At 72.3% G+C, this 26,565-nt stretch carries 21 protein-coding genes; 7 read left to right on the plus strand and 14 right to left on the minus strand.

Translation table 11 applies throughout. The features are described 5' to 3' along the window. The first annotated feature begins 93 nt into the window (after positions 1-93). Positions 94-1,191 (plus strand): winged helix DNA-binding domain-containing protein, encoded by a 1,098-nt coding sequence (locus ABZ794_RS04055; protein ID WP_357514102.1) that lies wholly within the window; start codon positions 94-96, stop codon positions 1,189-1,191. Positions 1,192-1,228: 37 nt separating this feature from the next. On the opposite strand, the gene ABZ794_RS04060 is transcribed toward ABZ794_RS04055, so the two are convergent. Further along, a complete protein-coding gene (locus tag ABZ794_RS04060) occupies positions 1,229-2,302 on the minus strand; it encodes a hypothetical protein (protein WP_357514104.1) in 1,074 nt (357 codons plus the stop codon). Positions 2,303-2,499: 197 nt separating this feature from the next. Between ABZ794_RS04060 and ABZ794_RS04065 the strand changes: the two genes are divergently transcribed. After that, on the plus strand, positions 2,500-3,222 hold the full coding sequence (locus ABZ794_RS04065) for a cellulose binding domain-containing protein (RefSeq protein WP_357514106.1): 723 nt from the start codon (positions 2,500-2,502) through the stop codon (positions 3,220-3,222). Between the two features lie 55 nt (positions 3,223-3,277). On the opposite strand, the gene ABZ794_RS04070 is transcribed toward ABZ794_RS04065, so the two are convergent. The 4 genes from ABZ794_RS04070 to ABZ794_RS04085 form a co-directional block, all read right to left on the minus strand. Beyond that, entirely contained in the window at positions 3,278-4,075 is a 798-nt protein-coding gene (locus tag ABZ794_RS04070) for an SAM-dependent methyltransferase (protein WP_357514108.1), read from the minus strand. A 128-nt stretch (positions 4,076-4,203) separates the two neighbouring features. Next, a complete protein-coding gene (locus ABZ794_RS04075; RefSeq protein ID WP_210781444.1) occupies positions 4,204-4,860 on the minus strand; it encodes a response regulator transcription factor in 657 nt (218 codons plus the stop codon). After that, positions 4,857-6,152, minus strand: a complete 1,296-nt coding sequence (locus ABZ794_RS04080; protein WP_357514110.1) for a histidine kinase — start codon at positions 6,150-6,152, stop codon at positions 4,857-4,859. Before ABZ794_RS04080 ends, ABZ794_RS04075 begins: the two co-directional genes overlap by 4 nt. 42 nt (positions 6,153-6,194) lie before the next feature. Further along, positions 6,195-8,231, minus strand: a complete 2,037-nt coding sequence (locus ABZ794_RS04085; RefSeq protein ID WP_238689980.1) for a serine hydrolase domain-containing protein — start codon at positions 8,229-8,231, stop codon at positions 6,195-6,197. Positions 8,232-8,481: 250 nt separating this feature from the next. Here ABZ794_RS04085 and ABZ794_RS04090 point away from each other — a divergent pair, with 250 nt between their 5' ends. After that, positions 8,482-8,949, plus strand: a complete 468-nt coding sequence (locus tag ABZ794_RS04090) for a hypothetical protein (RefSeq protein WP_210781441.1) — start codon at positions 8,482-8,484, stop codon at positions 8,947-8,949. Here the strand turns inward: ABZ794_RS04090 and helR are convergent. Together helR and ABZ794_RS04100 are read right to left on the minus strand one after the other, a co-directional pair. Further along, a complete protein-coding gene (gene helR, locus ABZ794_RS04095; protein WP_238689981.1) occupies positions 8,895-11,030 on the minus strand; it encodes an RNA polymerase recycling motor ATPase HelR in 2,136 nt (711 codons plus the stop codon). The genes ABZ794_RS04090 and helR overlap by 55 nt on opposite strands. A gap of 154 nt (positions 11,031-11,184) precedes the next feature. Further along, positions 11,185-11,565 (minus strand): YccF domain-containing protein, encoded by a 381-nt coding sequence (locus ABZ794_RS04100; RefSeq protein WP_210781439.1) that lies wholly within the window; start codon positions 11,563-11,565, stop codon positions 11,185-11,187. Between the two features lie 239 nt (positions 11,566-11,804). Between ABZ794_RS04100 and ABZ794_RS04105 the strand changes: the two genes are divergently transcribed. Continuing rightward, a complete protein-coding gene (locus tag ABZ794_RS04105) occupies positions 11,805-12,401 on the plus strand; it encodes a hypothetical protein (RefSeq protein ID WP_357514114.1) in 597 nt (198 codons plus the stop codon). 50 nt (positions 12,402-12,451) lie between these two features. Here the strand turns inward: ABZ794_RS04105 and ABZ794_RS04110 are convergent, their stop codons facing one another. The 7 genes from ABZ794_RS04110 to ABZ794_RS04140 all read right to left on the minus strand — a co-directional run bounded on the left by ABZ794_RS04110 (position 12,452) and on the right by ABZ794_RS04140 (position 21,859). Continuing rightward, complete coding sequence (locus tag ABZ794_RS04110) at positions 12,452-14,368, minus strand: glycerophosphodiester phosphodiesterase family protein (RefSeq protein ID WP_357514116.1); 1,917 nt, start codon at positions 14,366-14,368, stop codon at positions 12,452-12,454. A gap of 102 nt (positions 14,369-14,470) precedes the next feature. Beyond that, the gene (locus tag ABZ794_RS04115; protein ID WP_210781436.1) at positions 14,471-15,208 is read right to left on the minus strand and encodes a cellulose binding domain-containing protein; all 738 of its coding nucleotides are present in this window, start codon (positions 15,206-15,208) and stop codon (positions 14,471-14,473) included. Positions 15,209-15,282: 74 nt separating this feature from the next. Then, positions 15,283-15,663: a DUF742 domain-containing protein gene (locus ABZ794_RS04120; RefSeq protein ID WP_091399588.1), complete on the minus strand. Its 381-nt coding sequence runs from the start codon at positions 15,661-15,663 to the stop codon at positions 15,283-15,285. Further along, positions 15,641-16,090, minus strand: coding sequence for a roadblock/LC7 domain-containing protein (locus ABZ794_RS04125; RefSeq protein ID WP_210781435.1), 450 nt, complete (start codon positions 16,088-16,090; stop codon positions 15,641-15,643). The genes ABZ794_RS04120 and ABZ794_RS04125 overlap by 23 nt, the downstream gene beginning before the upstream one ends. Beyond that, positions 16,087-18,039 carry a nitrate- and nitrite sensing domain-containing protein gene (locus ABZ794_RS04130; RefSeq protein WP_238689986.1) on the minus strand — a complete coding sequence of 651 codons (1,953 nt, stop codon included), beginning with the start codon at positions 18,037-18,039 and terminating at the stop codon, positions 16,087-16,089. The genes ABZ794_RS04125 and ABZ794_RS04130 overlap by 4 nt, the downstream gene beginning before the upstream one ends. Next, positions 18,036-20,597 carry a LuxR C-terminal-related transcriptional regulator gene (locus ABZ794_RS04135; protein WP_357514119.1) on the minus strand — a complete coding sequence of 854 codons (2,562 nt, stop codon included), beginning with the start codon at positions 20,595-20,597 and terminating at the stop codon, positions 18,036-18,038. Before ABZ794_RS04135 ends, ABZ794_RS04130 begins: the two co-directional genes overlap by 4 nt. Before the next feature lie 5 nt (positions 20,598-20,602). Further along, a complete protein-coding gene (locus tag ABZ794_RS04140; RefSeq protein ID WP_210781432.1) occupies positions 20,603-21,859 on the minus strand; it encodes an Hsp70 family protein in 1,257 nt (418 codons plus the stop codon). 302 nt (positions 21,860-22,161) lie between these two features. Between ABZ794_RS04140 and ABZ794_RS04145 the strand changes: the two genes are divergently transcribed. The 3 genes from ABZ794_RS04145 to ABZ794_RS04155 all read left to right on the plus strand — a co-directional run bounded on the left by ABZ794_RS04145 (position 22,162) and on the right by ABZ794_RS04155 (position 26,472). Continuing rightward, the gene (locus ABZ794_RS04145) at positions 22,162-23,043 is read left to right on the plus strand and encodes an IniB N-terminal domain-containing protein (RefSeq protein WP_238689988.1); all 882 of its coding nucleotides are present in this window, start codon (positions 22,162-22,164) and stop codon (positions 23,041-23,043) included. Between the two features lie 115 nt (positions 23,044-23,158). Beyond that, complete coding sequence (locus ABZ794_RS04150) at positions 23,159-25,015, plus strand: dynamin family protein (protein WP_238690128.1); 1,857 nt, start codon at positions 23,159-23,161, stop codon at positions 25,013-25,015. Further along, complete coding sequence (locus ABZ794_RS04155; protein WP_238689989.1) at positions 25,012-26,472, plus strand: GTPase; 1,461 nt, start codon at positions 25,012-25,014, stop codon at positions 26,470-26,472. Before ABZ794_RS04150 ends, ABZ794_RS04155 begins: the two co-directional genes overlap by 4 nt. Positions 26,473-26,565 lie beyond the last annotated feature (93 nt).

A 26,565-nucleotide genomic window follows, 5' to 3' on the forward strand; every position in this document is an offset into this window, starting at 1 on the left:
TCATCACCGGACGGGGCGAGTTCGCGTACCCGAGACGCCGGGCACCCAGACTGTCGGCCCCGGTCGGACAATGAGGTCGACCGAAGGGACCCGATGACCGTTCTCGACACCCGGGCGCTCAACCGCGCGACGCTCGCCCGTCAACTGCTGCTCGACCGGGCCGACCTGCCGCCGCTCGACGCCGTCGCCCACCTCGGTGGCCTACAGGCCCAGGAGCCGCAGGAGCCGTTCATCGGGCTGTGGTCGCGGCTGCGCGCGTTCGACCCGACGGTGCTCTCGACCCTGCTGACCCAGCGACACGTGGTGCGTACCCACCTCATGCGCCGCACCGTCCACCTGCTCGTCGCCGACGACGCAGTGGCCTGGCGCCCCCGTCACGACGGCATGCTGCGCCAACGCGTGCTCGGGGTCTACCGCGGCGAGCTCGACGGGGTGGACCTCGACGAACTCGCCGCTGCCGCGCGGGCGGTGGTGGCCGACGGTGAGCCCCGCTCGATGCCCGAGATCGGGCGGGCGCTCAGCGAGCGCTGGCCGACGCCGGGGCTGCGGGCGCTGGGCGAGATCGCTGTCGCGCTGCTCCCGATGACACAGCTGCCGCCACGTGGGGTGTGGCGGGCGAAGGGGGGCGCGCGCTACGTCCTGCTCTCCGCGTGGCTCGGCCGCGAGGTCGCCCCGCCGACCGTGGCGGGTGCCGATCCGGTCGGCCAACTGCTCGTACGCCGCTATCTGGCCGCGTTCGGCCCGGCGGCCACGGCCGACCTGCGGGCCTGGTGCGGCCTCGCCGGGCTGCCCGCCGCGGTGACCGCCATGAGGGACGAGTTGGTGACCTTCCGCGACGAGCGTGGCCGGAAGCTGATCGACCTCCCCGACGCGCCCCGCCCCGATCCGGAGACACCGGCCCCGGTGCGGTTCCTGCCGGCGTTCGACAACGCGATCCTCGGCTACGACGACCGCAGCCGGATCATCGACGACGCGCACCGTCTCCTCTCGGTGGCCGGCGAGCGCGTGGTACTTGTCGACGGCCGGGTCGCGGCGACCTGGACCGTCGAGTCGGGCACGGTGACCGTCGACCCACTGCGCGGCTTCTCCCGAGCTGACCGGGCCGCCGTGACCGAGCAGGGGCAGGCCCTGGCGTCCTTCCTCTCCGACAACGAGAGCGACCGGGTGCGGGTCGGTTCGTCTCCCCGGTGACGGGCCAGGACGGCCCGCCCCCGGGGAGACGAAGAGATCAGTCGACGGTCGGCGGAGCCGTCCTCGCCGCCTCGGCGAGCGCCGCCGCCGCGCCGGCGTACGGGTTGTAGCTGTAGGTGCGGGCCAGACCGGCCGGCACGGTGAAGTACGCGGCCGACAGTTTCGCCGGATCGCTGGCGATCTCGCCACGCGCTGGGGCGTCGTTGCCGTCGTCCCAGCCCCAGGGCGCATTGGCCGAGTTGGTCGAACAGCTCCAGGTGCCGACGCCGCAGTCGCCGGACGTGTCCCCGGCGAACGTGCCCAGGCTGGCGAAGAGGCTCGCGTTGGACCGCTGCGCCCACAGGCCGCCGGCGGCGAAGATGTCGATCAGCTGATACCGCACGTCGCGGTCGTTGCTGCTGCTCGGCGTCTCGGCGACGGTCGACGGGTAGTAGACCAGGCCGTCGCCGTTGATGTCGTACTGCGGGTGTGCCTTGAGGCCGTGGCCCTGTGCCTCCTGCGCCGTGACCGGGTGCTGGAAACTGTCGTGCGGTGACGCCTGGAACCGCAGGGTGCCGTCGATGCTCTCCCCGCCGCTGGTCCAGGTGCTGCCGGCCGGCGTGTAGGAGAAGAAGTCGCTGTGCGCGACCGTGACAGCCGAGCGGAGAACGCCGTACGTGGAGCCGTCGCGCTCGATCGCGAACAGCGCGCCCTCACCGTCGTTCTCGTGTTCGGTCTCGAAGAACGGGTGGTCGGTCCAGTCGCGGGGGTGGAAGAAGAAGTACGTGATGTACCAGTGGGTGCTCGTCTCGACGACGGAGTAGTACACGTGCGCGGCGAGTGCGGCGCCTGTCTGGCCAGCCCGGTCCCAGTTGTCGCGTCCGTCCAGGTCGCCGTCGAAGTCGACCCGGGTGAGGTAGTCCGACTGACCGCTCAGGGCGTGGCTGCCGGTGGCATCGACGTCCTGGTAGTGGACGGGCGCCCAGCGGAGGGCCAGCTCGGCCCGGCTGACGGCGGCATCGGCGGGGGTTGGCGCGGCCAGCGCGGCGGCCGCCAACACCGCCGCCGCGACTGCCGCGATCAGTGCCCTCACTCCCCGGGGTCGCTGGGTCGTGCTGCTTGCGTCGAGCATGGTGTGCTCCCGTGTCCGAATGAATAGACCACAATGGATCATTCGGGATTCGGGCACCAGGTGGGTGTCGCCGCGGCGACCAGAAGGCGGACGATGTTCGACGGGATCGGGATCGCCTTGTATCGATGCCAACCGACTGCCATGCTGTGGTTCGGTCGTGCTCGGGGAGCCAGCGCGCGCTGACCACGGAGGTTCCGATGCTTCGCATGTTCCTCGCTGTCACGACCATGGCGCTGGCCGCCTGGACCGGAACGACCAGCGCCGCCGAAGCGACACCCGCGCCGACGCCGTCCGCGACACCGACGCCGGCCTGCCCGCCAGCGATACCGATCAGCGCCAGCGTGACCGGGGCCACCACCACGAGCCTGACCATCTCGTACTTCATCTTCTTCCGCCCACCCTGCGGCTACGACCCGCCGATGACCGTCAGCCTCTTCACCAGCCGCGAGGACGCCCAACAGTGGCGGGCGGCGGTCGCCGAGGGCGTCTCCGGGCCGGAGCGCAACGGCTCGGTGACCATCGACCGGCTCACTCCCGACACCGAGTACTGGTACCGGTTCACCGACGCCGAGGGCCGACGGGACCCGTACGTGATCGCCTCGGCCCGGACCGCCTCGCTGACCTCGTGCCGCGCGACGGCCACGATCAATGCCCGCTGGGGCGGCGGCTTCGTCGCGACGGTCACGGTCCGCAACACCGGGACGCTTCCGCTGGACCAGTGGCGTGTCTCCTGGCGGTGGTCCGGTGACGAGCAGGTCCAGGCGGCCTGGGGTGGGGTGGCCGAGACGGCCGGCTCCGACGTCACCGTTCGCAACGCCTCCTACAACGGGACGTTGGCACTGGACGGGGCTACCACGTTCGGTCTGCTCGTGACGACCAGCGCGGTGCCGGACGGCCTGACCCTGACGTGCGCGCGGTGAACGACGTCCGCCCCGCTCCGGCGCGATGGCGGGAGCGGGGCGGACGTCGTGTCGGTCAGGGCTTGCGGGCCACAGCGCCGTAGGCGTCGATCCCGACGGCGTCGGAGTCCTCCGGTCGCCACAGCGGGATCGGCACCAGGCCCGGCTCCACCATCGTCAGCCCGTCGAAGCAGCTCTCAAGCTCCTCCGGGCTGCGCAGGATGTACGGAACGCCGCCGCTCTGCGCCAGCCGGTCAGCGCCGGAGACCACCGACGGGCTGGTGTTGGTGCCGTCCCAGAGCACCAGGTGCGAGCCGGACGGCACCGCGTCCATCGTGCGCCCGACGATCGAGCGCACCACGTCCAGGTCGGGCTCGTAACCCATCACGCCCATGTACATCACGGCGATGGGCTGGTCGAAGTCGAGCGTCTGCGCCGCCTCGGCGAGGATCTTCTCCGGGTCGTGGTAGTCGGCCGGGACGTAGGTGGTGACACCCTCCGACGTCGTGCTGGCCAGCAGTGCCCGCGCGTGCACCAGCACCATCGGGTCGTTGTCCACGTAGACGATCCGCGAGTCGGGCGCGACACCCTGGGCGACCGCGTGCGTGTTCTGCATGGTGGGCAGGCCGGTGCCGATGTCCAGGAACTGCCGGATGCCCGCCTCGGCCGCGAGGTAACGCACGGCCCGCACCAGGAACACGCGCGACTGCTGCGCCATCAGGACGATCTCCGGGTAGACCTCGGCGACAGCGTCGCCGGCCGCCCGGTCGGACTGGAAGTTGTCCTTGCCGCCCATCCAGTAGTTCCAGATCCGTGCCGCGTGCGGCACGTCGGGCTGAAGCTTCGCGGCGAGTTCGGGGTCCGGGCCGGCCATGCCTGGCTCCTATCGAGGGGTCGTCAACTGGAGGTCACCACAGCGGTACGTCCGGATCGTACTCTGGCGATGTCCACTCTGGACCGGGGGTGAACCTACCGCCACCAGGCAGGGGATCAGGGTCGCTGTCACCGGTGGACCACCCCGTTCTGGTACGCCCACACGACAGTCTGTAGCCGATCCCGTGCGCCGATCTTGGCCATGGCGCGCCCGAGGTGCGACTTGACGGTGCTGGTCTCGATGAAGAGCTGCTCGGCGATCTCGACGTTCGACAGGCCCTGCGCGAGCAACTCCACGATCTCGGTCTCCCGCGCGGTCAGCTGGTGCGCCGCCGCCGCGTCCGAGCGGGGAGCGGGCGTACGCCTGGCGAACTCCGAGATCACCCGACGGGTGACGGCCTGGTCGACGAGCCCGTACCCGCTCGCCAGGCGACGGATCGCCTCGATCAGCTCCTCCGGCTCACAGTCCTTGAGGATGAACCCGCTGGCGCCCGACTCCAACGCGCCGAAGACGTACTCGTCGAGGTCGAAGGTCGTCACGACCAGCACCGCGGGCGGCGTCCCGGTCGCCTCGGCGACGATCTGCCGGGTCGCGGTGAGCCCGTCACCGTGCGGCATCCGGACGTCCATGCAGATGACGTCCGGTTGCAGCCGGCGGGCCAGCTCGACGGCGGCAGATCCGTTCGACGCCTCCGCCACGACCTCGATCTCGCCGGACTGCTCCAGGATGACGCGGAAGCCGGCGCGGACGACGGCCTGATCGTCGACGAGCATCACTCTGATCATGCTGGTGCCTCTTCCTTCGACCGGGATGCGGCGGGACCGTTCGTCGGGAGGGTCGCGGCGACCGACCAGCCACCGGCCGCCGTCGGGCCGGCGGTGAACGTCGCCCCGATCAGCTGGGCGCGCTCGCGCATGCCCACCAGGCCGACGCCACCGGTCCGCGCCGCCGGTACGCGTCGCGGCGCGGCGGGTTCGTTCACGACCTCCAGCGACACCGAGCGGGGTTCGAAGCGGAGCACCACCCGCGCCGCAGCGCCCGGGGCGTGCTGGCGGGCGTTGCTGAGCGACTCCTGCGCGATCCGGTAGAGCGCGACGTCGGCGATCGGTGGCACCTCGCGCTGCTCGCCCTCCCGGACGAACTCCACCGGGCCGGCGAGGTTGCCCGCGGTGCGAACGAGGTCATCGAGCATGCCCAGCCCGGGCACCGGAGCGGCACCGTCGCCACTCTCGTGCCCGGGCCTGCCGCGCAGCACACCGACGACCAGCCGCAGGTTGTCCAGGGTCTCCTTGCCCTGGCTACGGATCCAGACCACACCGGCCTTCGCGGCTGCCGGGTCCCGGTCGATCAGCCGCTCGACCGCCGCTGCCTGCACGACCATGCCGGAGAGGTGGTGCGCGGCCACGTCGTGCAACTCCCGGGCCATCCGGGAACGCTCCGCGCCGATCGCCGCCTGGACCTTCGTGCGCTGCTCCCGGATCGCCTCGTCCGCCCGCACCCGGACCAACTCCACGTAGCGCCGGTAGGTGGCCACGTAGCCGCCGACGAAGGTCGCGCTGGCGTAGGTCAGGGCGCTCGCCGAGACGTACGCGATGGCTGTCAGCAGATCCGGGGTCACCACGACGGCCGCCCCGATCGACTCCACCACCACGACAGCGCCGACGGCCAGCAGCGCACGGCGAACCGGCAGCAACGACCCGACGGTGTACGCCACGACGAACGGTGCGAGGCCCCGGATGGTCGCCTCGGGCAGGGAGAAGCCGATGATGGGCAGTTGGAGGCCGACGACGAGTGCGAGGCAGAGCAGTGGCCGGACCCGACGCAGGCACAGCAGCATCGCCTGCGCGCAGCAGATGGCGACGAGCAGCCAGGCCCGCGCCGGGTCGAACGACACCCCGTCCTCCGGTGCCACGAACCAGAACAGCGTGGTGAGCAGTACGAACGTCAGGACGGTCAGCACCGCGGCCAGCAGGCAGTCCCGGAGGAACACTCCGGTCACCCCGAGCCGGGTGAGCCGGCCGTCGAGCCACTTCGTCAGTCGTCGTGTGCCGATTTCGGTGTCCGTGTGGTCCCTCATGCGGTGCGCGTCCTTGCTCCGGATCGTCCCGGGTCGGGCGGGTCAGTAGGAGATGCTAGGCGCGAGCAGCTGGAACTCCACGGCGAACCAGCCCGCGCCGGCGAGAGCCGACAGGATCAGGCCGCTGCCGGTGACCCGCCGCCAGCCGACGTGGCGTCGCACGTCGTCGACCAGCCGCACCGCGGCGGGCAGCACTCCGAGCAGACCGACCAGTTGCAGCACCTGAATGGTGCGCAGGACGGGCCCGGGAACGTCCTGGAGGCTCATGATGCTGCCGACGCTCAGCACCCAACCGGCGAACGCGAGCAGCGTGCCGGCGACGGCGAGACGGCTCAGGATCCGCGCGGTGCGCCCGGCCCGCTCCCGGGGAGCGCGACCGAGTCGACGGCGGACGATCGCGCCGACCGGCCAGGACAGGACGGCGAGCAGCAGCACGACTGTCGACAGGGCCAGTACCGGAACGGCCACTGCCCAGGCGCGGGCGGGCTCGACGGGCAGCAACGCGAACGCGGAGTCGAAACTGATCGCCTCGACCCGGTCGTCGGTGGCCCGCATGGCGATCGTGCGCTGCCCGCCGACCTCGCGCCAGACCCAGGGCGCCACCTCCTCGTACAGGGCGGGGGAGTCCGACAGCGGGCCCGGCGCCAGCAGCAACCGGTTACCGTCGGCGACGCTGACAGTGGTCCGACCGACCAGGCCGATCGCCGTCAGGAAGTTGCTCCCGATCGCTCGCGAGGACCCGTACGTGCCGGCGGCCAGCGCGGCGTGCGTGGCGGTGGTCGCCGGGTCCACGCCGACGGTCGGCTGGTCGTCGCGGGCGGGGAAGTAGCGGTCGGCGAAGCCGTTCACGATCGACTCGCGAAGCTCGTGGCTGTCGAGGGCGCCGGAGCCGTTGCTGTTGAGGGACAGGAAGATGCCGGCCCGGTCGTCGGGGTAGATCTGCAGGTGGGAGTGGAAGTACTTGGTGTCGCCGCCGTGGCCGAGGATCCGGTGGCCGTTGCGGTCCTCGGCGAAGAATCCGAGGGTCATCCGGGGCCCGTCGGCCAGCGTGCCCAACGACGTCGCGTCGAGCGCCGGCCGCTGCATCAGCTCACGGGTCGGTTGGTCCAGCAGGGGTCCGATGCCCACCGGCTCGCCGAGCTGGGCGAGCATGAATCGCGCCATGTCCGTCGCCGGGGCGCTCAGCGCACCGGGCGGGGGCGTGCCGACGATCTCGAACGGCGCGGCAGGCCCGGCGGAGGTGTCGTACCCGTTGGACATCCGGTCGCGCAGCGCCGCCGGGAGGGGCTGCTCGAAGGTCGACGACGGCATGCCCGCGCGGTCCAGGACGTTGCGTTGGACGTACTCCTCGAAGCGCGTCCCGCTGACGCGTTCGACGATGTAGCCGGCGAGCGCGTTGCTGTAGTTGGAGTACGCGGGGACGGTGCCGGGCTGGTAGATCTGCTCCGGTGGGTCGGTCATCAGGGCCTTGCGCAGGTTGAGGTCGCCGGCGTCGGTGCCGATGAGGCCGGCGATCCGCTCCTCGAAGCCGGCGGTGTGCGTCAGCAGGTGCCGCAGGGTGACGGCCCGCTCGTAGCGCAGCGGCAGTTCGAAGTCGAGGTACGTCTTGACGTCGGTGTCGAGGTCGAGCTTCCCGTCCTGCACGAGTTGCAGTACCGCGGTGGCGGTGACGAGCTTCGACACCGATCCCATCCGGAACAGATGCCGGTCCGGGTCGACCGGTATGGCCGCGTTGCCGCCGGCGCCGGTGTCGGCGTACCCGTACCCCCGGGTCGTGAGGATCTTGCCGTTGTTCACGACGGCGACAGTGGCTCCCGCGATGCCGGTGCGGTCGAGCGCGGCCGGCAGCAGGCCGTCGAGCCAGGCGTTGACGTCGGCGCCGTTCAGGGCGGAACTCGCCCCGCTCGCTGCGACGGGTGCCGCCGGAGCATCGATGTGCGGTGCGGGTTCGTGCTGGGGCGCGCCGCAGCCGGCGGCGCCCACGGCGATGACGACAGCGGTCGCCAGCACCGCGCCGAGTCGGACGACCGGCCGGGCGGGTCGGGGTGAATCGGTGGCGAGATGGGAGAGAGAGCGCATCGTCTGCCAGTGCCTTTCCTGGCGAACGGGTGTCCGGAGCAGGTCCGTACGGCGTCACCCGATGCCTTGGGACAAGCCTGTTCGAGCGATCGCCCCGAGCCATCTGGCGTGAGACGGCAATGCACTTACGACTTGAGGAGGAGGGGCGGGTGCACCGATGGTGGGCAGAGGTGCCGCCCCGGTCGCGTGAACCACCGCCCGTACCGGTGCATCAAACCCTGTGACAGACCCCGCGGAGGAAGGACCACCCATGCGCGGCAACCTGCTCGTCGGTGCGATGCTCACCCTTACGTTCGTCGCCGGTTGCACGTCACCGCTGAAACGGGTCGGCGGCGACGCCGGACCCGCCGGCTCTCCGTCCACCAGCGAGAGCCGGCCGAGCCCGTCGGCGTCGAGCGCTCCGGGAGCCGGCAGCGCGTGGCCGGTCATTCTGGGCGACGATTCCAGCCCGTTGGGCGACCGGGTCATGACGTTCGTCTCGTACCGCGTGGTTGGCGAGGACGTGCAGGCCACTGTCCGCAAGCTCGACGGCGGCACCGAGACCCGTCGGTGGCGCAGGGCCGACGGAAGCGGAAACTGGGAGCGTTGCGGGGTAGTGGAGCGTTGCTCCAGCGACCGCTGGCTGTACATCATGCACACCTCACCCGGTCGGGCGGCACGCCCTCAGCCGCTGGTCAGGACCACGAGTTGCTGGGTGGCCCGGGTCATCGCGACGTAGCGGTCGACCGCCCCCGAGATGCCGGTGCCGAACGTTTCCGGATCGACGAGGACGACCAGGTCGAACTCCAGCCCCTTGGCCTGTTCCGGGCTCAGTGACCGGACCCGGGCCGTGGGCGGGAACGTCGGGTCGCCGATGACGCAGGCGATCCCGTCGGCGTGCGCGGCGAGCCAGGTGTCGAGGATCGACCCCAGGTCGGCGACCGATCCGTGGACGACGGGAAGTCCGTTGCCACGGATGGAGGTCGGCACGTTCGCGTCGGGGAGCACGGCCCGGATGACCGGTTCGGCCTGCGCCATGACCTCCGCGGGCGTCCGGTAGTTGATGCTCAACGAGGCCACTGTGACCCGGTCGAGCCCGACCCGCTTGAGGCGTTCCTGCCACGACTCGGTGAACCCGTGCCGGGCCTGGGCGCGGTCTCCCACGATGGTGAAGCTGCGCGACGGGCAGCGCGTCAGCAGCATCTGCCACTGGGCGTCGGTCAGCTCCTGCGCCTCGTCCACGACGATGTGCGCGAACGGGCCGGCCAGCAGGTCCGGGTCGGCGTCGGGCAGGGCGGACTCGTCGACCAGGACGTCGCGCAGGTCCGGTTGGCGCAGCATCGCCAGCAGACCCTCGCCGTCGTCGTAGGTGTCGGCCGCGAGCAGCTCGTCGACGACCCGGGCCATGTGGTCGCGTTCGACAGCGGCGGCCGGGTCACGCCGCCGGGTGCGTCCCGACCTCTCCGCGTCGCCGAGCCGCTGCCGTGCCGCGTCGAGCAGCGGCAGGTCGGACACGGTCCAGGCCCGGGGCTCGTCGCGTTGCAGCTTGCGGACCTCCTCGGCGGTGAGCCACGGCGCGCACCTGCGCAGGTACGCGGGCACCGACCACAGGTCACCCACGACATCGGCCGCGTCGAGCAACGGCCAGGCACTGTTGACCGTCGCCCGCAGCTCCCGGTTGCGCAGCAGCGAGTCGCGGAGCACGGCGTCCGGCTCCTCGCCGTCGTACCGGTCGATGAGGATGGTGAGCAACTCCTCCCAGATCTCCTCGCGCGCCTCGTTGTGCGGGGTGCCCGGACCCGGCGCCTGGAACGCGTCGGCCCAGTCGTGGGCGCTCAGGCGGACGTCGGAGTCGCCGACCGGGACCGTCATCGGGGCGACGGGTGGGTCCTCGTAGAACCGGACGGCCGCGTCGATCGCCCGTAGCAGCTCGGCCGAGGACTTCAGCCGGGCCACGTCCGGGTCGGCGTCGGCGGTTGCCGTGGCCCCCTCTCCGACGAGGTCGCGCAGGGTGCAGGTCTGCACGTCGTCCTCTCCGAGGCTGGGCAGGACGTCGCCGACGTAGGCCAGGTAGGGCTGGTGCGGCCCCACGAAGAGCACCCCGCCCCGGCGCTGCCCGAGGCGCGGGTCGGAGTAGAGCAGGTACGCGGTGCGGTGCAGGGCGACGACGGTCTTGCCGGTGCCCGGACCGCCGTCGACCACGAGGGCGCCGGCCGACCCCGCCCGGATGATGGCGTCCTGGTCCGCCTGGATCGTGCTGAGCACGTCGCGCATCCGGGCCGACCGGGCGCTGCCCAGACTGGCGATGAACGCGGACTGGTCGTCGAGCGCGACGGCGTGCCCCACGAACCCGTCCGGGGTGAACACCTCGTCCCAGTAGTCGCTGATCCGACCGCGGGTCCAGCGGTACCGGCGGCGGCTCGCCAGACCCATCGGGTTGGCGTGGGTCGCGCCGAAGAACGGCTCGGCGGCGGGTGAGCGCCAGTCGAGCAGCAGCCGCCGGCCCGTGCTGTCGGTCAGACCGCGGCGTCCGACGTACACCGGTTCGGGGTTGTCCGCCTCGACCACGTGGCCGAGGCACAGGTCCAGCCCGTAGCGGCCCAGCGAGCGCAGGCGGGCGGTCAGCCGGCGGACCTCCTCGTCCCGGTCGACGGCCTGCCGGCCCTTGCCGCCGGGCGCCCGGCGAGCGGTGTCCAGACGGTCGGACAGCTCGGCGCTCAGCTGCGCGAGGCCCTGCGCCATGGCCGCGAAGTGCCGCTCGTCGTGGGCGATGAGCGCCGGGTCGGCCTTGGCGGCGAGGTGATCGGGAAGTTCGAACACGGAGGTAGGCAAGGAATCCAATTCATGACTTCCATTTCGGCAGAATTTGGCCTCGGCCGACGATTCTGCGTCATAAACGGGGTCTTGCCGCAAGCCCCCCAGTGCGGTATAAGTTAGAAGTGGCGGGAGGCAGAGTGTCTCCCGTTTTCCGTGTTCAGGGCACGTCGACGACCTCGCGGCCGAGGGGCCAGAACGCGGCCGGAACGAGCTTGAAGTTGGCGATGCCGAACGGGATCCCGATGATCGTCACGCAGAGGGCGATGCCCGCGACGATGTGGGAGAGCGCCAGCCACCATCCGGCCAGCACCATCCAGAGGATGTTCGCCAGGCCGGAGCCGACGCCCGCGCCCGGCTTGGGCACCACTGTGCGACCGAAGGGCCACAGCGAGTAGACCGCGAGGCGCAGCGACGCGACGCCGAACGGGATGGTGATGACCAGGACGAAGCAGATCAGCGCGGCGATGCCGTAGCCGACCGCCAGCACGAGGCCACCGCCGAAGACGAGCCACAGCACATTCAGTACGAATCGAATCACCACTCCAGCATGAAACATGCTCGCCACCCGGTCGGCTCGTCCCGTTCCCTGCGCGGGGAACGGCCGCCGCGTGGCCCTCGGGGAGGTTCCTCTCGCCACCGTCGGAGAGCTGGGCGAGGTCGATGTCACCGGCGGGGAGTCTCGGGGTTGCTCCGGTGGAAGACCTGAGACGAAAGCCAGGGCGACCCGAGGGAAGCTCCCGGAGGTCGGCCGGCGCCGGCGGCCACATGCTGGCTGGCATGAAACGCGCTGCGCTCTACATTATCGCCGGACCGGTCGGCATCGTGGCCTACGGCCTGGTCCGGCTGTGGGCACGATCCGACGGGGTGTACGGCCCCGGGCTCGACTGGCAGGCCGCCCATCTGGTCGCTCTCGCCGGCATGGTGTGCTTCGTCCCGGGTGTGCTCGCGCTGGCCCGCCTGCTGCCTCGCAGTCCGTGGCGCACCGGGGTGGTGGCCGGCACGTTGGTCGGGCTCGCCGCGACGATGGTGCAGTTCGTCGCCGACATCGTGGAAGGGCTGCTGGCCGCGGACCGGGCGGAGATGTCGAGGCTCGGCGCGGAGTTCAAGGACATCCCCGGCGTGGAGGTGGCCTTCTACGATGTCGTACCCCAGTTCTTCTTCCTCGGTCTGCTCGTGCTCACGGGCATGCTCGCCGCCCGGCGGCGGCTGCCGTGGTGGAGTGTGCCGCTGCTCCTGGTCGGCATCGTCCTGCCGGTGGTCACCCTCGACCTGCTTCCGATCGGTGGCCTGTGCATGGCGCTGGCGTTGGCCCCGGCGCTGCCGTTGGTGCGAGAGCGGGGCGAGCGTGCCGAGTCGCCGGTCGCCGTCCACTGAGGACGCGGGATGGCGCTGGCCGTTGCGGACCAGCGCCACCCTTCGAGCCGCTACTTCAGAGCGAGGGTGCGGGCGTCGGCGGCGATGACGCTGGCGGCCTCCGCGGGCACCAGCTTGCCGGCCTGTCGGTCGGCGTAGGTGGCCAGCTCGGCGTACTGGGCGTGGGCCAGCTTGGTGGTCATCGCCGTGACGGCGGCCGGGTCCGCGCCCGAGGTCAGGATCAGGTAGCCGAGGCCGGCCTGGCTCACCGTCACGGTGAAGGTGCTGGTCGCGGTGGCGGTGCCCTCGGGCCCGGTCGCCTCGGCGGTGATGGTGTGCCGGCCGGCGGTCAGCCTGGCCAGGTCGAGCTTGCGCCCGGCGGCCGACTTCTTACCGTCCAGCGTCACGGTGACCGTGTCCGCGTTGGTCGCGGCGACCGCGATGACCGGGGACTGCGCCCGGTCCAGCCGAGCCGCGTTGGCCGGCGAGGTGATCTGCACGGTCGGGTCCGCGGAGGCCCGCTGGACGAACGCCGAGTTCCAGCCGACCAGCTCCGCCGCCCGGTTGGTGATGATCGCGTCGGTGCCGATCCGCTCCAGCCGCTGCCACAGGCCGGCGGAGTCCATCGTCCAGGCCATCACGGCGACCCCGGCGGCGTGCAGCGGGGCGAGCACCTCCGGCTTGGCCAACAGCGCGTTGCCGTTCGGGTTGTACGCGGTCAGGTGCAGCTCCTTCGCGATCGCCACCGGGTCGGCGTCCAGTGTGCTGCGGAGCAGGCCGAGCGGCAGCTCGGGGGCGATCTCGTAGGTGTACTTCAGGGCGTCGACCTCGAAGCTCTGGATGAAGACCCGGCCCATCATCTGCTCGTCCCGGATCACCTGGATGATCGTGGCGACCTCGTCACGGGTGTGCCTGCCCTTGATCTCCACGAGCAGGTTGCCACCCCGGGTCCGCAGGTCGGCGAGCTGCTCGGCGAGGGTGGGCACCCGCTCGCCGACGTACTGCGGGCCGAACCAGGAGCCGGCGTCGAGCGCCTTGATCTGCGCGGCGGTCAGGTCCCGGATGTTGCCGGTGCCGTCGGTGGTCCGGTCGACGGTGCCGTCGTGCATGATGAACGGGATGCCGTCCTTGCTCGGCTGGACGTCGTTCTCGATCCAGTCGGCGCCGCCCCTACGGGCGATCTCCTGGGCGACGAGGGTGTTCTCCGGTGCGGCTGCGGACGCGCCCCGGTGGGCGATCACGGTGAATGGGCTGCCCTCCGGGCGCAGGTAGCCGTTCGGGGCCAGCTCGGTGACTGTGACGTCGTCGTACGACACTGTCGCGCCGTTGACAAAGAGCCCCTGGACGCCGTCGGCGGACCGCTGGAGGCTGCTGGTCCGCATCGCCTCCCGCCCGTCGAAGATCCAGCGGGCCTGGTTACCGTGCACCTCGACGGCGACGCGCACGTCCCGGCCGGTGCCGGCGTCGGACGGGGCGGAAGCGGTGTTCGTCACGACCCAGGCGTTGGCAGTGGTCCGCTGGGCGAATTCGAGCCCGTTGGCGGCGGTGGTCCCGCTGCGCATGGTGGCGATCCACCAGGGGGTCGCGCCACTGGCGGGGACGTCGATGCCCAGCGAGGCCCAGCGGGTGGCGGCCGAGACCGACTCGAAGCGCATGGTCGCCTCGAGGCGGAAGTCGTTCAGGTGCCGACCGAAGGTGATCTTGTTGTTCTCGCTGGAGCTGGCGGAGGTTCCGTACAGTCGGCCGTTCTCGACCTTCCAGGTGCCGTCGACCGCGTGCCAACCGGCGGGCAGCGACCCGGCCGAGAAGTTCTCCGAGACGACGACGCCGCCCGGCTCGGCGGTGGCGGGTGACGAGGTCGCGACGGCGACCGCGACGGCAGCGCCGGTGACGGCGAGAGCGGCGACGGAGGCGGCGGCCCGGGTACCCAGGGCGCCGAGGCGTGACCCGGCGCGGCGAGGCGACGGTGATGCGGGTAGGACAGTCATGGTCGCGACGGTACGAAGCGCGCCCGAACTGATGATCAATCAAGCATGGCGGCCGCCGGAACGCCGGGTGTACCGCGCTCGATCCGGGTGTACCCGGATTGGTCAGTTCGGCAGGCCGGAGCAGGCGACCCCGTCGATGGTGCACGCCTCGGGGGCGGAACCGGTCAACGATCCGTTGACCCGGAACGTCACCCGGACCGAGGCGCTGCCGGGCACCTGGCCGGTGTTCGGGTCCGGCACGAACGTCCACACCGCACCGTCCCGGCTGGCCTGCGCCCCCTCGACCCCGCTGACCCCCAGCGACTCCCGGGGCAGGGTGACGACGAGCGTCCACCCCGGCGCCGGGACCGAGCCGGGATTGCTGATCGTCACTGTCGCGCCGTAGCTGAGCAGGGCGTTGTCAGTGATAGCGAAGGCCGCGCCCAGGGCCGCCGGGGTGGGCCCGGTGGTCACACCGGTCGGCGTGGGCCGGGTCGACGACGCGACGGCCGGTGGGACCGAGGAGGCCGAGGCGGACGGGGGAGCGGGCACCGCCGGGCTGGTGGCCGCCGCTCGCGCCTGCGCCCGGGGGGTAGCCGACGGCGAAGCGCCCACCTGCTCGACCGACGGCGGCGGGTCGAGGGTCACCGGCGTCAACTTCTCCGGCGTACGCAGCACCCCGACGACGGACACGGCCGTCGCGATCAGCACCCCGAGCGCCGCGACGACGGCCACCCAGGTGGCCCGCGAGACGTCCTCCCGACCGGTGAGCACCCGCCGTGTGGCCGTGACGAGGGCCACGACCCGATCCAGCAGGATGATCGCCACGGTACGGCGTGGTTGGGGTGGTGTTGCCGGCACTGCCAGTCTCTCCTTCAGTTCGTCGCCGGGTGCGCGCCCGCGAGCCGTCCGGGCCGGGGGTGGCGCCTGCCCGGTCACAACCCGCGAAGCCCGACGAGTATCGCCTCGAGCAGATCCTCGGTCGGCAGCTCCGACAGCATCGGCGGTTCGTGCGTCTCGATCAGCCCCGCCGCGAGCAGGTCACCGAGCAGCACCCGGACCGTCCCCAGCGGAAGATCCAACTCGGCACCCACCTCGGCCACCGACACTGGATGGTGACACAGCTCGACGATCCGCGCCTGTTCGGGGAAGAGCGGTGTGGGAGGCGTGACCCCCCTCCGGGCGACGACCAGCGAGATCAGGTCGAACTGGCCGCGTGCGGGCGCGGTGCGCCCCCCGGTCATCGTGTAGGGCCGGGCGACCGGGCCCGCGTCGTCGTCGTACCACGCCTCGTCAGTGGTGCCGCTGGTGTGCACCAGTGTCCCCGATCGTCACCGAGGAGGCCGGGCCCAGCGTGATCGGCAGGTGCTGCTCGGCCTGCCCCACGAAGAGCGCCACCTCGTACGCCATGTCACCGACCTCGACGTCGTCACCGGCGATCCGCACGGTGAGGATGGTCCCGTTCGGGATGGTGGCGATGAAGAGGAACGCTCGCGACATCTGCACCACTACCTGACGCAGCCGGCCCGCGTCACAGGTCCGGGTGGCGGCCAGCCCCAACGCGATCAGTCCGGCGACCACGCCGGAGATCTGCTCGGCCAGCTTTGCCCCCACCTGCCGCGAGCCGCCGAGCGGCAGCCCGTCCGGTGAGAGCACCACGGCGAACTCCGCGCCGTGCACCCGGTCGACCAGGTCGTTCAGGGCGTCGGTCAGGCCGTCCTCGGTGACCACTGCAGACGTCATTGTTGTCTCCTTGCTGTTCTGGCGACCGGCAACTCAACCGTGTCGAGGCTGGTCCTGCCGTGTTCCGGGCCGGTCGGCCCGGGGTGGCGGACCCGCGTCGGCAGCGCGCCGTTGCCGTTGGGGTCGGTCAGGTCGGCGCCGGTGCGGGCCGGTGGGTACGGGCTGTCGGGTGGTGCGCTGGCCGGTGTGCGGCCGGTGTCGGCGACCGTGATGAGCCGGGAGGGTATGAGCACGACTGCGGCCGTCCCACCGCGCCGGCTGGGGCGCAGCGAGACGTGGGCACCGCAGCGGCCGGCCAGCACGGCGGCGGCGTACCAGCCGGCGAGACCCGCGGGCGGGCCGTCCGGTGGCGGATTGCCGAGCAGGTGGTTCGCCTCGGCCAGCGTGGCGGGGTCCAGGCCGGGCCCGTCGTCGACGACGAGGACGGCACACCCCTGCGGGCGCTGTTCGCCGCTGACCCGGACGGTGGTCTCCGCCCCGGAGAAGGCCAGCGCGTTCTCGATCAACTCCGCCAGCAGGTGGATGACGTCAGTGACGGCTGGCCCCGCGAGCGACCACGGCCAGTGCGGTGCGATCAGGACCCGCTGGTAGTCCGGCACCTCGGCGACCGCGCCGCGCGCCACGTCGAGCAGTGGCACCGGGCGTCGCCAGCGGCGGGCGGGTGTCGCGCCGGCCAGGGTGATCAGTTTCTCCACGTTGCGGCGGACCCGGGTGGCGAGGTGGTCGAGTTGGAACAGCTCGCCGGTCTCCTCGGTGGACCGTTCCCGACGTTGCATCCCGTCCAGCAGGCTGAGCTGCTCGCGCAGCAGGACCTGGTTGCGTCGGGTCAGCCCCAGGAACAGCTCCCGTTCGGCGTCACCCCCCGGCGTCGCCGGTTGCTGGGTCGGGGCCGGGGGGTCCGGCACCGGAGTCGGGAGGTCGGCGTCGGTCCTGGTCAGCTCGTCGGTCAGGCGTCGGACGGTGCCCGCCCAGCTCAGCAGGAGCACGAGCACGACGATCAGGCCGAGCCCCACCACGGCCCCGGTACGCGCGATGAGCACGGCGGCGCCGGGGGTGGCCCGCTCGACGCTGCTGCGGGCGGTGTTCGTCACCAGTGTCTGCAGCGCGCCGAGGGTGGCGTCCGCCGCGGCCCGCCAGCCCTCGACGGTGAGACCGGCCAGGGCGTTGGCGGTGCCGGCCTGGAGCAGCAGCCGGTCCTCCAGCGCGAGCAGAGCCGCGAACTCGGGGCCGGCCGCGAGGCGCTGATGCTCGCCCTGGCCGTCGGGCGGAAGCCCGGCCACGGCCTCGGTGCGCGCGTTCCGCTGGATGGTGACGAGTGCGGTCAGCCGGCGCTGCTCGTCGGCGCCGAACCGCGCGCCGGTCAGGGCCGCGCTGACCACTGTGTCCTCCCGGGCGAGCAACTCCCGGGCGCGGGCCAGCGCGATCACCGCGCGGGTGTCGGCGGCCAACCCGCTCTCGTACGCGCCCCACTCCGGGCCGTACACCCGGAAGGCGACGTCGATGACCTCGTCGTACCCGTCGACCGCCGTACCCTGGTCGAGCCGGCCGGTGTCCACCTGGGATCGGGTCGTGCCCAGGCCGTCGAGCCGGCGCACCAGCTCGTCGGCCCGGTCACGGACGCTGCCGGCGCTGAGCAACCGGAGGTCTCGGCCCTTGGTGAACTCGCGGATCTCGGCGGCGGCCCGGTCGGTGCCTTCGCGGGCCCCGACCAGCGCGGGCGTCGTCTGCCCCGCCCCGGCGATCGTCTCGGCGGTGATCCGGCGTTCCGTCTGCAGGCTCAGAATCAGGCGGTCGATGGGCTGGCCCAGTGTGTCCGCCAGCGCCCGGACCCGCAGCAGGTCGACGGCGTCCTGGCCGGACACGTAGGCCGCGTACGACCAGAGCGTGACCAGCACGGCGGCCAGCACGGCCAGCCTGGTCCGGATCAGCCGAACGTCGTTGCGGGTCATCGGGTCGCCCGCTGCGGCCACGGTTGCCCGGCCGTGTCGCTGGCCCGGTCGGCGACGAGGGTGCGCAGCAACGCCAGCAGTTCGGTGCGGTTGGCGCAGTTGAGCCGGTTGCGCATCCGGGCCACGTGGTGTTCGACGGTCTTGGCCGAGATGAAGAGCCGATCGCCGATCTCCCGGTAGGTCAATCCGGCAAGCACCAGCTCGGCGACCTCGTACTCACGGTCGCTGAGACCGTGCTGCGTGGGGCCGGCGACCCGTGCCGTGCTCGCACCGGTCGTCGGTGTCTGCCCGCTCTGCCCGCCGGAGGGCCGCCCCTGCAACGCGCGGGCGCACTCCAGCAGGGTGGTCATCGCCCGCCGGTCCGCGGTACGGATGGCGGCCTGCCCGGCGAGGCGGGCGCCGTCCCAGCACAACCCGGTGTCGTGCAGCCCTCGGGCGGCGGCCTCCACCCGAACCGGGTCGACGACCCCGCGGAGCACCTCCACCCAGCTCTCCGCGGCGGAGGCGACCACTGCCGCGTACCGGCTGTGGCCAGCGGCGGCGAGCAGCGCCGTGACGTGTTCGTCGGCGATCGTCGGCTCGCCGGTCAGGATCGCGGCGTGCAGCCCGCTCCAGTGCAGCGGCACACTCCACAGTGGTGGATTGTCGAGGCGGTCGAGCAACGCGCGCCCCTGGTGCAGGTACGGCTCCAGCCGGGCCAGGTCACCCAGCCGCGCGCCCGCGATGGCCAGCTCACCCAACGGCAGCAGGGTGAACAGGTCGACGGGGTGCCGCACCACGGCCTCCAGCGCCTGCCCCCAACCCCGCTTCAGCGCCCCGAGGTCGCTGTTGCGCCGGGCGATTCCCATCCGGATCGCGGCGGCGAAGAGCTGGTCGCGTGACTCCAGTGGTCGCCCGTCGAGCGTCACGGTGGCGAGCCGCTCACCGGCCGCGTGGATCTCGCCACGGACCATCAGGATCCAGGCCTGCAACAGCCGGTGGCGGCGGGCCATCAGCGGGCCACCGACACCGGCGCCCAGGGCGCGGTGCAGCACCCGCTCGGCGATCTCCAGCTCACCACAGTGCACCGCCGTCAACGCGGCGAGGGCCGCCGGGCTGTCCGGCAGCAGCGCCGCCCGGCCGTCCGGCTCCAGCAGCGCGGCGGCCTGCACGAGCGCGGAGAGCGCGGCGGTCGGCGGGCCGGTCACGCTCTCCCGTACACCGTTGGCCATCAGTCGGGCGGCGCTGGCGTGCAGGGTCGGGGGTTCACCGGCCGGGTCACCCGCCGGTGACTCGGTGCGGGCGGCCGGGTCACCGCTGGCCAGCCCGCCGACGATGGCGAACGCCGCCGCCGAGGCGGTGCCCGACCACCGGAACAGCTCGACGCTGCGACCGACGTGACCACGGTGGGCCAGGGCGGTGGCGGCGACCACGGCCGCCTCGGAGCGCTCCGGGGGAGCGGCGGTGGCCAGGAGTCGGTCCGCCAGCCGAAGCGCGTCGTCGAGGTCACCGGCGAGCGCGGCGGCGAGCGCCTGCTGCGCGTTGGGTGGCCGCCCGGCGGCCGTGGCCGCCGCGAACAGCTCGGCGGCGAAGGCCGGCTCGTCGGCCAGCGCCTCGTCCGCCGCGGCGGCCAGGGTCGCGGCCGGGCAGTCGCCGAGCGCGCCGACCGCGAGCAGGGAGCGGACCAGCGGCAACACCGCGCCACCCCGAGCGAGCTGCAACTCGGTGAGCCGCCGCCAGACCGCTGTCCGCTCGGTGGCGGGGCTGAGCGTCGCGACGGCCCGCCGGACGATCGGTGCGAGCCGACCATCCGCGCCGAGCAGCCCGGCCGCCCTGGTCGTGGCGATCAGTTCGTCCACCCCGGCCGGGTCCCGGCCCAGCAGTGCGCCGAGCATGCTCACCGGCAGCGCCCCGCCGGCCGCGACAGCGAGCAGCAGCCGTCGTACCGCGGCGGGCTGGACGTCCAGGTCCGGCCCGAATTCGAGGATGACGGACCGGGGTGGGTCCACAGTGCCGGTCCGGGTCTCCGCGCCGACCAGGCCGCGGGCCAGCCGTTCCACGTCCCGGGGTACGCCGGCGGTCTGCGTGTGGACGTAGTCGACCAGGTCGGCGGGGCGGCCCAGCTCGGGCGTGGCGGCGAGATGGGCGGCGGTCTGCTCCCGGGTGAACGGCGTGAGCGGCACGGCCTGCCCGTCGCGTCGCAGGGCGTCGACCAGTTCACTGAACGCCGCCGACCGGGGCCACGGGCGGTGGGCGACCACCAACCGGTGCCGCCGGCCGACGACCAGACGCAGCAGCGCTTCGGTCCGCGCGTCGTCGAGCAGGTGCGCGTCGTCGACCAGCACCACAGTGTCGGGGTCGACCGGCTCGTCCGGCTCCGGGGCGGCCGTGCGGACGGCGATCCCGGCGCGCTGGTGAATGCGCTCCAGCTCGGCGAGGAGCGCGGTCTTTCCGTGACCGGCCGGGCCGGCGACGCCGACGACGAGGGGGCCGGTCGGATCCTGCGCGACAGTGTCCAGTAGCGCCTGCAACCCCTTGTCCAGGGTCATCCCTGGTGCGGCGAGGTCATTCATGATCATCAGGGTTATCCTTCGCGTCCGCGGCCGCGGGCCAGCGCCAGGCGGGACGGCTTCGGCAGTTCCAGTGGGAGGACCCGGACCGGGGGCCGCGGTGGCGGATCGCCCGGAACGGTGTGATGGGCTCGGCGTGGTGCCGGGAGGGTGGCCCGCCCGGCGCCGCTGACCGGGGCCGGAACGCGGGCCGGCGGCTGGCGAGGGCGTGGTGACACCACCTGGCAAGCGGCCATCGCCGCCCCGGTGGCGGCTGTCAACTGTGCGTCCGGCTCCACCTCGACGGGCACCGGGAGGGCCGCGCCGATCAGTTCGGTCACGAGCGGGACCCGGGTGGAGCCGCCGGCCAGCAGGACGCCGTCGAGCTGCGCCGGAGTCAGGTCGGCGCTACGCACGGCCCGGAGCAGGAGGTCGACGGTGGCCTGCACCGTCGGGCGGATCATGGCCTCGAACTGTGCCCGGGTCACCGGCACCCGCGCCGGGCCGCTCGGCAGGGTCAGCACCACGTCGGCAGTGAGGTCGACGGTCAGCACCCGCTTGACCCGGTCACACTCCGCGCGCAGCCCGCGTAGCGCGACCTGGGCCCCGCGACGCCCGGTCGCGGCCAACTCCCGGGCCAGCACGGTACGCGCATGCTCGGCGAGCGCCTCGTCGAAGTCGACGCCGCCGATCGAGTCGAGACCCTGCGGGGTGCCGAACGTCTCGTACGTGCCGCGCGGGGTGCGGCGCACCAGCGCCGCCTCGAAACTGTTGCCCCCGAGGGCGTAGACCACTGCGGTGCTGCCCGCGAACCCGCGAGCGGCGTGGCTCTCGGCGACCGTGACCGTGCGGGGCAGCAACGTCACGTGCCGTAGGCCGAGGTCCGACAGGGCCCGGTGCAGCACCTCCCGTCGGTAGGGGCGCCACCCCGCCGGGTGGCTGAGCACTATCGCCTCGGCAGCCCCACCCTCCAGGGCGTGGACCCGCTCCACCACCCACGCCGCCAGCTCGGCGGTCAGCGTCTGCGGCGCGCACGGCTCGCCGCCGAGCAGCACCGGCACGTCGTCGCCGATCCGGTGGACGAAGTCCCGGGTGGTGCGGCTGCCGTCGTCGGTCACCGGCTCGCCGACGCGCAGCGAACCGTCCTCGGCCAGGCACAACACCGACGGCATGAGAGGCGAGCCGGCGCTCAGCGGGACGGCTTCGGGACGGGTCCAGGTCGCGCCGCGTCGCCGTGCGACGGCGGCGGCCGTGTTGCTGCTTCCGATGTCTATCCCCAGGACGTACGGCATCGTCTCTGTCTCTCCCCGTGAGTCGGCCGGTCGGTGGCGATGGCGTCGGCTGCCCCGACGACCCACCCCCGGCGAACCCCGCGGGCTCCTACGTTCGTACCAGAGATCAGTCCCTGGTCGGGACCCTAATCTCGCCGGGACGGTTTCCCCCTGTCCCCCTAACGTACGAGGTGGGGGAGCCCCTAGTTCAACCGGCCCGGATGCGGGCTCAGCCCCGATGCCCGGGGGCGACCCCCGGCAATAGCGTCGTCACTGTCGACGTACGACACCCCGCCAATGCCACATCCGAGGAGAACCGGCACATGGACTCGCAGCAGACGCTCCACGACTTCGTGCTCGACCTACTGACGAACCCGGACGCGCGGTCGGCCTTCGACCTCGACCCCGAGGGTGCGTTGCGGGGCGCCGGGCTCACCGACATCACCGCTGCGGACGTGCAGGACGTCGTACCGCTGGTCGTCGACTACGCGCCGGGTGCGGGCCTCGCGCCGTTGGCCTCGCCGGTCGAGCAGCTCGGGCTGGACCCGCTGCTCACCGACACCACCGACGTGGTGGGTCAGTTGCAGAGTGTGGCGCAGCAGATCAGCGTCACCAGCTCGCCCAGTGGCGTGGACGTCAAGGCCGGCGTGCTCGGCGCCATCGCTGTCGACCCGTCGACCGCCGCCGCCGGGGTCACCGTGCTGCCGGGCATCGGTCTGGGCGTCGGCCCGTACGGCCTTGACACCGACCTGGCCGGTGTCTCCGACGTGGCGCACACCCTCGACGCCGACGTGGTGCAGCCGGTGGACGCGATCGCGGACCCGGTGCTCGGTGACGTCACCGGCACCGTCGGCGACCCGGGCGGTCTGCTCGGCGTCACTGACCCGAACCTGATCGGCGGCGACCTGACCGGTGGTGTCCTCTCCGGCACCCACGGTCAGCTCGGCGGGGTCGTCAGCTCGCTGGGTGTCGACGACACCCTCAGCGGGCTGGGCCTCGGGCATGGCGACGGTGTCGTCGGCGGGGTCCCGCCGCTCGACGTGCCGTCGACTGTGGGCGGCGTGACGCACCAGGTGGACAGCCTCCTCCCCGGTGTCACCGACACGGTCGGTGACGTGACCGGTGGGGTCACCGATGGTGTGCTCGGCGACTCACACGCCTCGTCCGATCAGGGGCTGCTGGGTATCACCGGCGGTCTGCTCTGACCCGGATCTCCGGTCGGAGCGGAGGGCCGGATCGTCTCGGGCGATCCGGCCCTTCCCGGTTCCACATCCGGTCCCTCTTGATAATTAAGCCGAAATCCGCACACTTGGTGCGGTGATGGCCGGGATCTGGTTGGACGTGCTGGACGAGATCGCCCGCACGTGCACTGCACACGGTCGCGGTGACCTACTCCAGACGGTGCGGCAGAAGCGCGCGCAACTGCTGGACCCGACGCTGCGTGTCCTGGTCATCGGCGAGCCGAACCAGGGCAAGAGTCAGCTGATCAACGCGATCATCAATGCTCCGGCGTGCCCGGTCGGCGACGGCCGGACGACAGTCCTGCCGACCGTCGTGCGGCACGCCGAGGCCCCGACCGCGGCGGTGGCGCAGGTGCCGCCACCAGCCCCGGGGCACCCCACCGGCACCGCCGACGCGGTGGCCGTCGAGCGGACCCCGGTGGCGCTCAACCAGGTCGCGGCGGGCGTGGCCGGCCTGGTCGGACGTCGGCCGGGCGGCGGCCCGGCGTACGTCGAGATCGGACTGCCCCGTGCCCTGCTCGGTGCCGGGCTGGTGCTGGTGGACACTCCCGGCACCGACGAGGTCGCCGGCATCGGCGCCGCCGCTTCGGTCGCCGCACCGGCCCGCGCGGACACCGTGCTGCTGGTCTCCGACTCCACTCGGGAGTTGTCGGTCGCCGAGCTGAACATGCTGCTGCACATCATGCGGTCGCATCCGAACGTGGTGGTGGTGCAGAGCAAGACCGATCTGGTCGCGGACTGGCGTACTGTCGCCGAGCGCAACCGGCAGCACCTGGCCGAGGCGGGGGTTCCGGCGACGCTGATCCCGGTCTCGGCGGCGCTGCGACTGCGCGCGGCCGCGGCCGACGACCGTGTGCTCAACGCGGAGTCGGGTTTCCCGGCGCTGATCGCCCGCCTGCAACGCGACCTGACCGGCAAGGCCGACCACCTGGCCCGGGCGGCGGTGCAGACGGTGTCCCGGACGGTGGTGGAGCAGTTGGCCGCGCCGTTGCGTGCCGAGTTGGCGACCCAGGAGGCCGAGGAGCAGTCCGGGCCGATCTCCCGGCTGCACGCGGCGCAGCGCGAGGTCGACGAGCTGCGCCGGTGCTCCACCCGGTGGCAGAACACGTTGACCGACGAGATCACCGACCTGCTCGCCGACCTTGAGTACGACCTGCGTGACCGGACCCGACAGATCCTGCGCGCGGTGGACGAGGCGTTCGACACCGCCGACCCGTTGGTCGCCTGGGACACCTTCCAGGACTGGCTGGAGCGGAGCCTGGTGGAGGCGGCGGAGGCGAACCACGAGTGGCTGATCCAGCGCTGTGACTGGATTGCCCGGCGGGTGGCCGCCAACTTCGACAGGTACGGCTACGACGTGTTGCCGCCCTGGTCGATGACGATGCCGGACGACATCGGCGAGCGACTGCCCGAGCTGCAACGGCCGACGATCGACCGGTTCACCACCGGCCAGAAGCTGTTCACCGGCATGAAGGGCTCGTACGGCGGCATGCTGATGTTCGGTCTGGCGACCACCCTGGCCGGCATGCCGATGATCAATCCGGTCTCGGTCGGCATCGGGGCGCTCTTCGGCGGCAAGAGCATCCGTGACGAGAGCAAGCAGTTGCTCCGTCGTCGGCAGGCGACGGTCAAGACGGCCATCCAGCGGCATGTCGACGACTTCTTCGTCCGGATCATCCGAGACTGCCGCGACGCCGCCCGGCAGGTGCAGCGGATGCTGCGCGACCACTTCACCGGGCTGACCGAGGAACTCCAGGAGGCCATCGTGCAGTCGTTCCGCAGCGCGAAGCAGGAGGCCGACACCGATGCCTCAGTGCGCGAGCAGCGGCAGCGCGAGATCCGGTTGAAGATGACCCGGTTGGCGGCGGTGTACGAGCAGGCTCAGCAGTTGACCGGTGCCCGGTCCGCCCCGCTCCTGCTGGAGCCGCAGGCATGACGGTGGGGGTGCGTCTGGACGAGGCGGCGTGGGGGTTGCTGCACCAGGCCATCGAGCTGTACCAGGACAATCCCCGGGCCGTCGCCGAGCTTCGGCAACAGGTGGCCCGGTTGGAGCAGCCACTGCGGATCGCCGTCGTCGGCCCGTGGCGATCGGGTAAGTCGACTGTGCTCAACGCGTTGATGGGCGAGGAGGTCGCGCCGGTCGAGCGGGCCGACGGGGCCTTCACCTGGTACGAGGACGGGGCCGCGCCGCGTGCCACCGCCTACCCGGTCGGGCAGCCACCGCAGGAGTTGGCAGTGGTGAAGTCGGCGACCGGGCTGCGGGTGGATCTGGGCTGGGGTGCGGGGGAGGTGCGGGACATCGTGGTGCGGTGGCCGACGCGGGCGCTGCGGCAGATCACGCTGATCGACACCCCGGCGGTCACCGGCGGCGCCGAGCAGGGCCGGGCGCCGGTGTTGGAGCGGGTGTTGCGCGACTCGGACGCGGTGTTGTACCTGACCCGCGACGGTCGCGACAGCGACCTGCGGGTGCTGGAGTCCGCACGGGACAGTGCCGTCGGACAGTCCGCTCCGGTCAACGTGATCATGGTGTTGTCCCGCGCCGACGAGACCGGCGGCGGCCGGATCGACGGTCTGCTCACGGCCCGCCAGCTCGCCCGCCGGCACTACCGCGACCCGAGGGTGAACGCGCTGAGCGTGAACGTCGTGGCGTGCAGCGGCATGATCGGCCTGGCCGGCCGGATGCTCGGTGAGTCCGACTTCGCCGCGCTCGCGACAGTGGCTCAGGTGCCCCGTGCGGAGCTGGACACCCACCTCATCTCCGCCGACCGCTTCCTCCGTGGCGAGCTGCCGGTACGGCTGGACACCGAGGTGCGCGCCGCGCTGCTGGGCCGGTTCGGGGTCTTCGGTGTCCGGCTGGCGGCCACGCTGGTGCGCAGCGGGTTCGACAGCCGGGTGAAGCTCTCCGCGGAGTTGATTCGTCGCAGCGGTCTCACCGAGCTGCGCGAGTCGGTGACGCGTTGTTTCATCGATCGCCGCGACGCGCTGAAGGCGCGGTCCGCGCTGGCCGCTGTGGAGGCGCTGCTGCGGGCCGAGCCCACCCGGGGCTCCGCCGAGCTGGTCGGCGCGGTGGAGCAGATCCTCGCCGGTGCGCACGAGTTCCGGGAGCTGCGCCTGCTGGTGGCACTGCGGAACACCCGGCTGGGGTTCGACGCGGAGTTGGCCGCCGAGGCGCAACGGCTGGTCGGCGGCGACGGGGTGGGCCTCGCGGCTCGACTCGGTGTCGAGCATGAGGCCGACGTGCGGCAGCTCTGGGAGGTCGCCTCCGACGCGCAGTGGCGGTGGCGGGACCGGGCGGAGGACCCTCTGCTCCCGCTGGCGCAACGGCGCGGCGCTCAGGTCGTGGTCCGCAGTTGCGAGGGGATGATCGCCGAGCTGGCCGCGGGCGGGCGCTGAAGCGTCCGATCGCCGTTTTCGCGGCGGTGGTTGACCGTCTTTCGAGGTGGGGGGCACCCGGCATTGGCCAAAACCGGAAGCATTGGTTAGCCT

Source organism: Micromonospora sp. NPDC047187 (assembly GCF_040643355.1).
In the GTDB taxonomy this organism is placed as follows: Bacteria; Actinomycetota; Actinomycetes; order Mycobacteriales; family Micromonosporaceae; genus Micromonospora; species Micromonospora salmantinae.